Raw genomic sequence first — 11,376 nt, forward strand, 5'->3', positions numbered from 1 at the left:
TTTGATGTCCAAAATTTTGTTTCGTTCACTAACGAAGTTAGCTAATAAAAACTATATTGATTACGTTTTGCTTGTTCAGTTTTCAAGGTTCATTTCGTTACCGTTTGTTTTTAGCAACTTTTACATCTTATCATCAATCGTTTATGATGTCAACATTTTTTTGAATGTTTTTTTGGAGCGGGTGATGAGAATCGAACTCACGACATCAGCTTGGAAGGCTGAGGTTTTACCATTAAACTACACCCGCGAATATATAAGTTTTATTATGGCGCGCCCGGCAGGAGTCGAACCCACAACCTTCTGATCCGTAGTCAGACGCTCTATCCAATTGAGCTACGGGCGCAAGTATTAAATAACCGAACTGACTTGACTTGGTGCGGCCGAGAGGACTTGAACCTCCACGGGGTTGCCCCCACTAGGCCCTCAACCTAGCGCGTCTGCCGTTCCGCCACGACCGCATTCATAAAATAGGAACTTTCTTATTATACTATGATAACTTGAAATATCAACCTTTTTTCTTAAAAAAAGATGAGCCATGAAGGACTCGAACCTTCGACCCTCTGATTAAAAGTCAGATGCTCTACCAACTGAGCTAATGGCTCAAATTAAGAAATGAATGGCTGGGGTACCTGGATTCGAACCAGGGCATGACGGAATCAAAATCCGTTGCCTTACCGCTTGGCTATACCCCAATAAGTGGCGGTCCCGACCGGGATCGAACCGGCGATCTCCTGCGTGACAGGCAGGCATGTTAACCGCTACACCACGGGACCAATGTTACAATTATTTATATTTATGAAAATGACCCCTACGGGATTCGAACCCGTGTTACCGCCGTGAAAGGGCGGTGTCTTAACCGCTTGACCAAGGGGCCATGGCTCCGAAGGCAGGACTCGAACCTGCGACAACCTGATTAACAGTCAGGTGCTACTACCAACTGAGCTACTTCGGAATAATCATATTGTTTTGTCGTCTTTATCTTGTCGACTTTTACTATTATAAGGATAAGCTCAGTAAACGTCAATCTTTTTTTAAAAGTTTTTTTCTTCCACTAACTTTAATTGCCCTGAACACTTGCCGCAGCAGTATCTCTTCACATTTAATCTTATTTTTCTAACATATATTTGGTGGCATTTTATACAAGTATATTTATATTGAGGACGCTGTTTTCCGTTCCGAGATGTAGGTTTCTGCAACGCTGAACAAAATCTAGGAGCGTTCACTTTTTTTAATAGATCCCGAAAATCCTTATCTCGGTGTTGGTAGCCCTTCCCTTCTATGTGCAAATGATAATGACATAATTCGTGAAGAATTATCCCCTCTACCTCACTGACACCATACATTTCATATGCTTTTGGATTTATCTCAATATGGTGGGATTGCAAAAGATAGCGGCCACCAGTTGAACGTAGTCTTGAGTTAAAGTATGCACGATGCATGAATGGTTTATGAAAACTTTCTAATGAAATGCGGGTTACAAGCTGTTGCAGTTCCTCATTGTTCAACTTCATCACCTCTAACAATAAGAATACCACACTGCGCAGTATAGACAGTGTGGCAATAAATTATTACTACTTTTCAATTGTTTGTTTCTCTGGAGGTAGCATTGTTAACGAAATACGCCCTTTGTTTACCTCTATCTGTTCCACCCACACTGTGACAATATCACCTAGCGCCACAACTTCTAATGGGTGCTTGATACGCTTCTTTTGTAGCTTAGAAATATGCACAAGTCCATCTTGCTTAACACCGATATCAACAAATGCACCGAAATCGACTACATTACGTACAGTGCCTTGTAATTCCATACCTACCTGTAAATCTTCCATTTTCAAAACATCTGTTTTTAGTAGGGGCTGCGGAAATGCATCGCGAGGATCACGACTTGGCTTCTTCAAGGTATCCACAATATCCTGGATTGTAACGACACCCATTCCTAATGTATCACTTAGTTCTTGAACATTAAGGGAGGCAATTGCTTCCTCTGCCTTTTGCGTTCCTAGTTCTTTTTTATTTATATTTGCTGCTTCTAAAATTTGTTCAGCTATATTGTAGCTTTCTGGGTGTATACCTGTGGCATCAAATGGGTTTTTCGCTTCAGGCACACGTAAAAATCCGATTGCTTGCTCATACGTTTTTGCACCAAGTCGTGGAATTTTCTTAAGCTGCGAACGTGTTGTGAATTGTCCATTTTCTTCTCGAACTTTCACAATATTTTCTGCAACGGTTTTCGATAGCCCAGAAACATATTGCATTAATGAAGCTGACGCTGTATTAACATCAACACCGACTTGATTGACTGCAGTTTCTACTATAAATGTTAACGACTCTGATAATTTCTTTTGAGAAACGTCATGTTGATATTGGCCTACACCTACTGCCTTTGGCTCAATCTTCACTAATTCTGACAAGGGATCTTGTAAACGTCGTGCGATAGAAACGGCGCTTCGCTGCTCTACTTGTAAATCAGGAAATTCAGCACGCGCAATATCAGACGCTGAATAAACTGATGCACCAGCTTCATTAACAATCACATATGCCGCTTCTGTTTTCACTTCACTCAATACATCAGCAATAAACTGCTCCGTTTCACGTGAGGCAGTACCGTTACCAATCGCGATAATCTTAATAGGATATTTCGCTAAAATTCCTTTCACTACAGCCTTTGATTTTGCTACATCTGGTTTTGGTGGATGTGGATAAATAGCTGTAACTTCTAGCATTTTTCCTGTCTCATCAACAACAGCTAATTTACAGCCAGTTCGATAAGCAGGGTCCACTCCTAATACATATTTGCCCTTTAGCGGTGGCTGTAGCAAGAGGTTACGGAGATTTTCCGAGAAAATGTGAATAGCTTGCGCCTCTGCTTTTTCTGTTAATTCATTGCGTAATTCTCTTTCTATAGATGGCTGAATTAATCGTTTGTAGGAATCTTCTATCGCAAGTTTCACCTCCGCAATAGCAGGCGATGAACCTGTAGCAGGTATCCATTCTTTCCACATAATCATCAGTACTCGATCTATCGGCACTTGTATCGCTACCTTCAAGACATCCTCTTTCTCCCCACGATTCACTGCTAAAATACGGTGAGGAACAATGCGATTAACAGGTTCTTCATATTCGTAATACATTTCAAAAACCTTTTTTTCATCCATTTCTGCATTTTTTAATGTGGTTGTAAGTACGCCCTCTTTCCAAGAAAATGCACGAATTTTTTGTCTTATACCTGCATCATCCGCAAAGCGCTCTGCCAAAATATCACGTGCCCCAGCTAGTGCATCATCTACTGTTGCGACATTCTCCATGTCTACAAAGTCTTGAGCTAACTGAACTAACGCTGCATTACGATATTCTAATAAATGGTCGGCTAGAGGCTCTAACCCTTTTTCCTTTGCAATTGTCGCCTTCGTACGTCGTTTTTGCTTGTATGGACGATACAAATCTTCTACACGCTGTAGAACTGTTGCTATCTGAATTGCATTCTCAAGCTCAGGAGTTAGCTTATCTTGTTCTTGAATTAAACGAAGAACCTCTTCTTTACGTTGTTCAAGTTGCTGTATGTAATGGTAACGATCTTCTACAGCTTTAATTTGTACCTCATCCAGAGAACCAGTAGCTTCTTTTCGATAACGCGCGATAAACGGAACGGTGTTACCTTCATCTAATAATTTTATCACTGCCTCTGCTTGATTTGGTCTGATAGCTACATCCTTTGCAATAAGCTGTAACATTTGTTTTTGTTCCACATTATCACTACCTTTTTTCTTTTCATTTTAACACTACACTTCAATAAAAAACCAAAGATAGTCTACTTGGTGGGGTAAACAGACAAAAAATAAGACGCTTATCACTATTGGACGGAGAAATCCTCTAGTAATAAACGCCTTAGTTTCATCCTCACAGTGGCACACTACCACTTGCAAGAATGACTTCTTGTAATTTCTTAATTGCTTTTCTTTGTATTCTTGATACATGCATTTGAGAAATGCCCAATTGTTCGCCCGCTTCTTTTTGGCTAAGCTGTTCTAAATAAGTAAGCTGAATAACTTGCTTTTCTCGTTCATTTAAAACTTCCATAGCATCAGCAACAATCATCCTTCTATTGGTCATTTCATATCCCATATCTTCTTTACCCATAATATCAGATAGTGTGACAGTACTTCCGTCATTATCTGATTCTATTGAATGATCCATTGATAGTGCTTGATAACTGCGACTCATCTCCATCGCTTCTAAAACTTCTTCCTCAGGTACCTCTAAACGCTCAGCAATTTCTTGAATGGACGGTGAACGTTGGAACTCTATCGTTAACGATTCCACAGTCGATTTAATACGTGGCCCTATCTCTTTAATTCGTCTTGGCACATGAACGTCCCATGTTTTATCTCGTAAAAATCGCTTAATCTCTCCAACAATAGTTGGTACAGCAAATGCCTCAAAACTGCGGCCAAAACTTGCATCAAAACGTCTTATTGCACCTAGTAACCCCAACATTCCTACTTGCACGATATCATCATAATAAGATTTACCATATGAATATTTGCGTGCAATGGACTCTACTAAATTCCGATAATGAATTACCAATTTGGTTTGTGCTTCTTCATCCTCTGTTGTTTGGTACTGTGCTATCCACTTTAACACATCTTCTTTTGAAGAAGATTTATGTAGTGATTCTTTCGACATTTTTTTCCACCTGCTCCCTAGCGACATACTTTGTCATGAAAACAGTTACGCCACCATCGTTATTAATCATCACCTCATCCATCAAAGTTTCCATCAAATAAAGTCCTAAACCGCCCTCTCTTAGCCCCGCTATACTATCTTCAGGATGATAAGGCCCAATTTTTGTTTTAACCTCTTCAAAATTAAAACTATTTCCATAGTCTGCAATCATCATTTCCAACTTGTTATCATAAAGGGCGCAACCTATTACAATTTCGCCTTCCTCAGCATCTTTATAAGCATGGTGCACAACATTCGTTACCGCTTCACTAACTGCAATTTTCAAATCCTCGATCTCATCGAAGTTAAATCCAATACGATTAGCTAATCCCGAAACAGTTAAACGAATGACACTGACAAACTGAGGTTTTGCAGGAACCCTTATTTCAATATAATCAAATTCCTTCATTGCTTAATTCCACCTTTTTATCAGTTTCAATATCCATCAGTTCACTTAAGCCAGTAATTTCAAATAATCTTTGTAGTCGTTTAGATAGTCCAACAATCTTTACTTTACCTTCTTCACGTAAAGCTCTTTTATAAAAAGCTACAAAAATACCAAGACCTGTACTATCCATATAATTTACTTTCGATAAATCTAATTCAATTTCAATACCTTTTGTAACCTTTACTGCCTCTAGTTCCTCACGAAGACCTGAGGCTGTATACGTATCAATTTCACCTTCAACAAACCCATATAATTTTGTACCGTCTTTTTTAAAATGCACCACCATGTCCATACAGTACACCTCCACCCTTTTTATTCGACTTTTTTTCTTTTCCCACATTTATCGGATGTTAAACATAATTAACTATATTTAATATCATAACTTTAATTTTTTTTAGAGTTAACATAAAAGCATCGACATTTTTCTACAACACTTAAATCAATATTACTTGCATTTTTTTTTCATTCTATTAATACTATTAAATAGTAAATTAACTATATGATAACGCAAAAAATTAAAAAAACATCAGGATAAGTAAAATCCCTGATGCTCTATACACATATGTATATCAAAATTTAACAAGCCCTAAACTAATCATCAACGCTCCATCCACTTTTTCCATCACTGCATGATCGAGCTGCGTAATACGATCAGTCAACCTAGACTTATCGATTGTACGTACTTGCTCAAGCAAAATGACCGAGTCACGTTCAAATCCATACTTCTCAGCATTTATTTCAACATGTGTCGGTAACTTTGCCTTTTGAATCTGTGCAGTAATTGCTGCGATGATGACAGTCGGACTAAATCGATTTCCAATATCATTTTGAATAATCAATACCGGCCTAGTACCACCTTGTTCGGACCCAACTACCGGCGATAAATCTGCAAAAAAAACGTCACCACGTTTTACATTCAAAGTGTCATCCCCCGCTAACGAGACGCTCCACTGTATGTTGTGCTTCATATTCCGCGTGCAAGCATTCACTTGCAATCATCAGATTAATATGAGACATCTCAACATATCCTTTCATCATAGCTTCCCGTATTTGATTTGGTTGCTCCTGCATTAAATTTTTGCGCGACAAAAAACGCACAAAAGATTCACCTTCAATTACTTCCTTTGTTTGTAGAAACAGTCTATCTTGAACAGCAATTGTAGCTTCTCTTAACTTTTTCTCGTACACAGCAAGCACCTCCAACGGAACCATACACTTTTTCATTACTACTCATTCTACCATTGAAAGATATTGTTGAAAAGACATGAAATGACAAAATATCTGACAATTTGAAGAACAAGTTGTAAAATTTCGTTGGTTGTCGATGGTATTTACTGCTTCCATATGTCTCTTTGACATTGGTGCATGTTGCTTAAATTCCTTATATGCCTACGTTAAAACCGAACTGGATTATGTTTTCCCATACAATTATTAATTTCGACAAATATTTTCTAACTGCGAAAGGTATAGAAAATTATTTTTATTAATGACTACTATAAATAAAATCAATTACGTCTCAGGCGTAATTGCCTCTAGACTTTTTAGAGCTCACTTGAAAAGCTCTTGCTAATCAGAGACGAGCACTAGGAACTATTAATATGCTTCAGCCTCGGTAGGACTCATACAGAATTCATTACTTATTTAACATTTCTCTCCCACTTATAGAAGTGAAAAACTTTTGCTACAACAAGTTAAATGTATACTCGAGGAACTCTGGCTGTAATAATGCATGGTACTTCATAATTAATAGTTTCAAGCCTTGATGCCCATTCATCCATTGAAACAACTTCCTGCCCTTGACGACCAATGAGCGTTACTTTCTTACCTATAGCATATGCTTTTGGTAGAGCAACCATACATTGGTCCATACAAATTCGTCCGACTATCGGCATTCTTTGTCCGTCTATAAGTACATCTTGTCCAGCTAACTTACGAATAACTCCGTCTGCATAGCCTACTGGAATAGTTCCGATCCACAAATCTGTCTGTGCAATAAATGTTGCTCCGTAACCTACTGAATCCCCTGCTTTTAACTGTTTGACATGCACAAGTTCACTCTCAAGTGAAAAGGCAGGTTTCAATTGAAATGGTAAAATTTCTTCAACGTAAGTAGATGGCGCTAACCCATACATTGAGATGCCATAACGTACAGCGTCATAATGTAAATGATTATCTTTCACTAATGCCGTTGCTGTATTGGATGCATGTACTAGTCTAGGTTTATCAGGCAATGTAGAAATAAGTTTTTCAAATAATTGTACCTGACTATCGAAATGGGCTGTATCCTTCTCATCGGCAGTTGCAAAATGAGTAAAAATGCCATCCAATTCTACATTGTATGTTGAATTGATTGTATGATATACCTCTAACAATTCTTTCTCTGTGCGAACTCCAATTCGCCCCATCCCGCTATCAACCTTTATATGTAGTTGTAAAGGGTTTACTTCACCAGCTATGAACGTTGAAGCTTGCTGTATCCATTCACTAGAAAATACTGTAAGTGTAATGCGCTGTTGGGCTGCATAAGGTGCAAACGCTACTGGTGAGGCTCCTAATATTAGTATGTCTGGTTCTTCGAAATGTGCCCGAATATGTAATGCTTCGTCTGGTGTCGCCACTGCAAGCATCGTTGCGCCAGCTTCCAAAGCAGCTTGAGCAACTGCTATATCCCCATGTCCATATGCATTGGCTTTTACGACTGCGATAATTTGTACGTTTGGTTGAAGTAATTCTTTTAAATTTTTTATATTTTGCTGAATTGCTTGTAAATCTACAATTGCTTTCGTTGGTCTAAAATGCTGCTGTGTCTCCATTAGAATACCCTCTTTTTTATTTATTAAACCGTTATGTATTGAAAAAACTACCAAATAACAATTCAATTATGCCTTAGCTTAGCTTCATTACATCCAGATTTCTTTCAAGCTTTCTAAAAAACCCCTCTAAAAATTCTATGCCATCTTCAAATCTTTAACTCAGCAAGGTTTTGAAGCTCCCCACTGAATATAAGGCATTCACAGGCGTAATACCGTCCGCAATTCAAATCAACTTAGCTCTACTTACACAAAAATTTACAGCGCTCGTTACTTAAATTCGACGACACTTCGCTATCTCCCTTTTTTTCCCTATATAAAAACAGTTCGTTTTTGCAAATTACATAACACTATTCTATAGAAAGTATTATCTACAGAATAGTGTTTTATACAATTGCATTTTTCGCCAATAAGCTACAGCTCTCTTTAAATAGAAAGCTGTAGCTTGAAAAATTATTTCATACTACTTATCGTCATGGAAGCGGCAACTTCCATCATTTCTTCACGAGTTAATTTACTAGAAGCTACAAAGAATGCAACTCCGTCTTTTTCCCAGCTAATAGACGTATCGGTAATTGCTCCGATCGTAAATCCTAAGTCTACAGGATCGCCAGGCGAAGTAACTGGTAACATAGACGTCTCTTTCATAACTGGTTGTTGCATAACCGTAAACGCTTTATCACCTTCAAACGTTAAAATAACACGATCCATGCCACCCTCGCGAATAGCTTTCTCATCTGTCATTTTAGTGTTTTCAAAGTTTACAACTGGATAATGCGTTTGGAATTCTTCATACTCAACCTCTGCACCGACTGCTTCTTTTTCACCATTTTCACCTTTTGCGTCTTTTTCATCTTTAGCATCTTTTCCGTCTTTATTTGTAGGTGCAGCTTGTTCGCCTTTTGAATCATCTGATTCAGTAAATTGCTCAACAGCGTACTCTTTTGCAGCATGTTGTACACCTAATTTAATATTATTAAATGTGATACGGATTTGCTCTTCCTTGACATCATTCATAATGACTACAGATGTAGGGAGCATCGTTTTCTTATCAACGGTAATAACTTGGTGAGGCATACTATTTTTATAGCTATTTCTAGTAGCCGCTTCAAATATATATGCTTTGTCCTCTTCTTTCATGACTAAATTTTTATCTTCAGCTAAATCTTCTGCTAGTGCTCCGATTAAATATGCCTGACTATTTTTCTTTGGCCAATCACTTTGGAACTTATACATTTTGTTTAATGTTGGTGTAACAACAAAAACTCCATCTGCATTACGCACAATCATTTGCGAAACATCTTTCCCACTTTCAACTACTTCCACACGATAGAAATCAGGTTTAGTATGCCATACGGTAACATCATACGTTCTAGGTTCTCCACCCGATTTAATCTCCATCTTAGCGTCTAACTCATAACCATTCGTCTCTGACCATTTACCATTAACTTTCTTTAACACTTTTTCCTGTGAGGCTGTACCACACGCCGACAGAAGTAATATCGCACAAATTAAGACGAGCCAAGTAACTAAACGGTTGCCCACGCTTTCACCCTTTCTTCTTTCAAATCCACTACGACAATATATGAACCGTATGTGTCAGTTATGTCATTTGAAGAAAAGGCAATATATTTTATTACAACAGTAATATTACTTGTGCGGCTGCATATTGCTTAGAATGCGTGATACTGACAAAGCCATTTACAAGCTTTCCTTTAAAATATAAAACAGGGTTACCAGCTTCTCCTCTTAATATTTCAATATCTTGCAGTGCACAATCTTTACCGATACCTGTGCCTAGCGCTTTCGAAAAGGCCTCTTTTGCGGCAAATCGCCCTGCCAAAAATTCTACTTTGCGAGATTCTGTATGCAAAGCAAATAGTGCTCTTTCTTTCTCTGATAAAATGCGGTCTTTAAATTTATCCGTACGTGTCATTGCCTTCACAATACGCTCGGTTTCTACAATGTCGAGACCTATTCCTTTAATCATATGAACTTCTCCTTTTCTTATTTCCAAAAAGCCATGTATAATAATTGTAAATTGAGGTGGAGCTATGTTTAGTAGAACAGAAAATTTTAAGCAATATACAAGTTATTACCCTGTTGTTTCAACATTAATAGCAGTGAATCTAATTCTTTATGTATTAACACTTGTTCCCGTTATAGGAGAACTGCTGTGGAACTATGGGATTCAAGTCAATTTCCTCGTACAAAGCGGTGAATGGTGGCGAGTTTTCTCAGCAATGTTTTTGCATGCAAACTTTATGCATGTGCTCTTTAATATGTTTTCCCTATTTTTATTCGGGCCAGAACTCGAGAAAATTGCAGGTAAAGCACGTTTCATTACGATTTATTTATTATCTGGTATCGTAGGTAACATGGCAACCTTTATGCTTAATGATGGAAGCTATGCAAGCCTTGGAGCAAGTGGCGCAATTTTCGGGATTTTCGGAGCGTTCGGTGCTCTTGTATACTATACACGTCGCACAATGCCAATGCTTCGTAAGCTTATATTACCGATTATCGTCATCAGTGTCATCATGACTTTCTTACAGTCTAATGTAAATGTTTATGCCCATTTAGGTGGTTTAGTGACAGGATTCATTCTCGGTCTTATTTACTTACATCCCAAAAGAATTTTAAGTTGGCGCAAGCAAAAAATGGCTGGCAAATAGCTAATAAAAAGAGGAGCTGATCCTTACAGTGATGTCTACATCACTTATGGCTAGCCCTCTTTTTTTAGCTCAAAAACTTCGCCCAACTGTCATACTATCTTTGAAATTATAGTACAGCATTAGCCTCTTTCGCCATTTTTATTTTTTTCCATTCTGCCGCAGTTATCCCATATACAACTTGATCTACATGATGATCATATAACCATTCAGCGTCTCTTAATCGTCCTTCTTCATTGAATCCTAGCACTTTTGGAATTGTACGACTACGAATATTTCCTACTGCAACTCGTACTTCAATGCGATTTAACTTTAAATAGTCAAAAGCAAAATCGATGAACGCCCTCATAGAATTTGTCACAAGCCCCTTGCCAACAAAATCACTTCCAAGCCAATAGCCAATGCTCGTCCATTTATGTTGCCAATTCACTTGATGGTAACCAATCACTCCCGCTAGCTTACCGTCATAATAAATCCCAGCCTGTATCCCATTATTATCAGCATATTGTTGCATTGCATTTCGTACAAATTGTTCCGTATCCTTGACCGTCTTCACATTATCTACAAAGGGTAACCACTCACGTAAAGTCTCTCTCGAACGATCCGTTAGCGCAAATAATTCATCTACATCACTTAAATCCAACATTTTTAAATATGTGTGTTCATTTATGCTGTATCTAAACATCAATCCCACCCCTTTTCATCGATTTATTCTATTATAAAC

The 11,376-nt window shown here is 38.1% G+C and carries 12 protein-coding genes and 8 tRNA genes; 1 reads left to right on the forward strand and 19 read right to left on the reverse strand.

Features of this window, described 5'->3' with window-relative positions:
* Positions 1-173: 173 nt before the first annotated feature.
* The 18 genes from ACIP9C_RS18475 to acpS form a co-directional block, all read right to left on the reverse strand.
* Positions 174-247 (reverse strand) — tRNA-Gly (locus ACIP9C_RS18475).
* Between the two features lie 19 nt (positions 248-266).
* Positions 267-343, reverse strand: a tRNA-Arg gene (locus tag ACIP9C_RS18480).
* Positions 344-372: 29 nt separating this feature from the next.
* Positions 373-458: transfer RNA gene (locus tag ACIP9C_RS18485), tRNA-Leu, on the reverse strand.
* A 71-nt stretch (positions 459-529) separates the two neighbouring features.
* Positions 530-602: transfer RNA gene (locus ACIP9C_RS18490), tRNA-Lys, on the reverse strand.
* Between the two features lie 15 nt (positions 603-617).
* Positions 618-692 (reverse strand) — tRNA-Gln (locus ACIP9C_RS18495).
* Between the two features lie 5 nt (positions 693-697).
* A tRNA-Asp gene (locus ACIP9C_RS18500) sits at positions 698-773 on the reverse strand.
* Positions 774-802: 29 nt separating this feature from the next.
* Positions 803-874 (reverse strand) — tRNA-Glu (locus ACIP9C_RS18505).
* A 1-nt stretch (position 875) separates the two neighbouring features.
* Positions 876-952: transfer RNA gene (locus tag ACIP9C_RS18510), tRNA-Asn, on the reverse strand.
* A 79-nt stretch (positions 953-1,031) separates the two neighbouring features.
* Complete coding sequence (locus ACIP9C_RS18515; RefSeq protein WP_401012958.1) at positions 1,032-1,505, reverse strand: SprT family protein; 474 nt, start codon at positions 1,503-1,505, stop codon at positions 1,032-1,034.
* Between the two features lie 66 nt (positions 1,506-1,571).
* Positions 1,572-3,746 carry a Tex family protein gene (locus ACIP9C_RS18520; RefSeq protein ID WP_401012960.1) on the reverse strand — a complete coding sequence of 725 codons (2,175 nt, stop codon included), beginning with the start codon at positions 3,744-3,746 and terminating at the stop codon, positions 1,572-1,574.
* Positions 3,747-3,897: 151 nt separating this feature from the next.
* Positions 3,898-4,683: an RNA polymerase sigma factor SigB gene (gene sigB / locus ACIP9C_RS18525; protein WP_401012962.1), complete on the reverse strand. Its 786-nt coding sequence runs from the start codon at positions 4,681-4,683 to the stop codon at positions 3,898-3,900.
* On the reverse strand, positions 4,661-5,131 hold the full coding sequence (rsbW, locus tag ACIP9C_RS18530; protein ID WP_340822060.1) for an anti-sigma B factor RsbW: 471 nt from the start codon (positions 5,129-5,131) through the stop codon (positions 4,661-4,663). The genes sigB and rsbW overlap by 23 nt, the downstream gene beginning before the upstream one ends.
* On the reverse strand, positions 5,118-5,462 hold the full coding sequence (locus ACIP9C_RS18535) for an STAS domain-containing protein (protein ID WP_340822058.1): 345 nt from the start codon (positions 5,460-5,462) through the stop codon (positions 5,118-5,120). The genes rsbW and ACIP9C_RS18535 overlap by 14 nt, the downstream gene beginning before the upstream one ends.
* Before the next feature lie 277 nt (positions 5,463-5,739).
* On the reverse strand, positions 5,740-6,090 hold the full coding sequence (locus ACIP9C_RS18540) for a type II toxin-antitoxin system PemK/MazF family toxin (protein WP_008177055.1): 351 nt from the start codon (positions 6,088-6,090) through the stop codon (positions 5,740-5,742).
* A gap of 4 nt (positions 6,091-6,094) precedes the next feature.
* On the reverse strand, positions 6,095-6,382 hold the full coding sequence (locus ACIP9C_RS18545; protein ID WP_401013440.1) for a hypothetical protein: 288 nt from the start codon (positions 6,380-6,382) through the stop codon (positions 6,095-6,097).
* A gap of 479 nt (positions 6,383-6,861) precedes the next feature.
* Positions 6,862-7,983 (reverse strand): alanine racemase, encoded by a 1,122-nt coding sequence (alr, locus tag ACIP9C_RS18550; protein ID WP_401012965.1) that lies wholly within the window; start codon positions 7,981-7,983, stop codon positions 6,862-6,864.
* Between the two features lie 450 nt (positions 7,984-8,433).
* Positions 8,434-9,525, reverse strand: a complete 1,092-nt coding sequence (locus ACIP9C_RS18555; protein WP_401012967.1) for a LolA family protein — start codon at positions 9,523-9,525, stop codon at positions 8,434-8,436.
* A 91-nt stretch (positions 9,526-9,616) separates the two neighbouring features.
* Positions 9,617-9,970, reverse strand: coding sequence for a holo-ACP synthase (acpS, locus tag ACIP9C_RS18560; protein WP_401012969.1), 354 nt, complete (start codon positions 9,968-9,970; stop codon positions 9,617-9,619).
* Between the two features lie 64 nt (positions 9,971-10,034).
* On the opposite strand from acpS, the gene ACIP9C_RS18565 reads away from it, so the two are divergent.
* On the forward strand, positions 10,035-10,655 hold the full coding sequence (locus tag ACIP9C_RS18565) for a rhomboid family intramembrane serine protease (RefSeq protein WP_340822052.1): 621 nt from the start codon (positions 10,035-10,037) through the stop codon (positions 10,653-10,655).
* A 106-nt stretch (positions 10,656-10,761) separates the two neighbouring features.
* Here ACIP9C_RS18565 and ACIP9C_RS18570 read toward each other — a convergent pair whose 3' ends face one another.
* Positions 10,762-11,337, reverse strand: a complete 576-nt coding sequence (locus tag ACIP9C_RS18570) for a GNAT family N-acetyltransferase (protein WP_401012971.1) — start codon at positions 11,335-11,337, stop codon at positions 10,762-10,764.
* Positions 11,338-11,376 lie beyond the last annotated feature (39 nt).

The organism is Lysinibacillus sp. NPDC093210 (genome assembly GCF_044753985.1).
Lineage (GTDB): Bacteria > Bacillota > Bacilli > Bacillales_A > Planococcaceae > Lysinibacillus.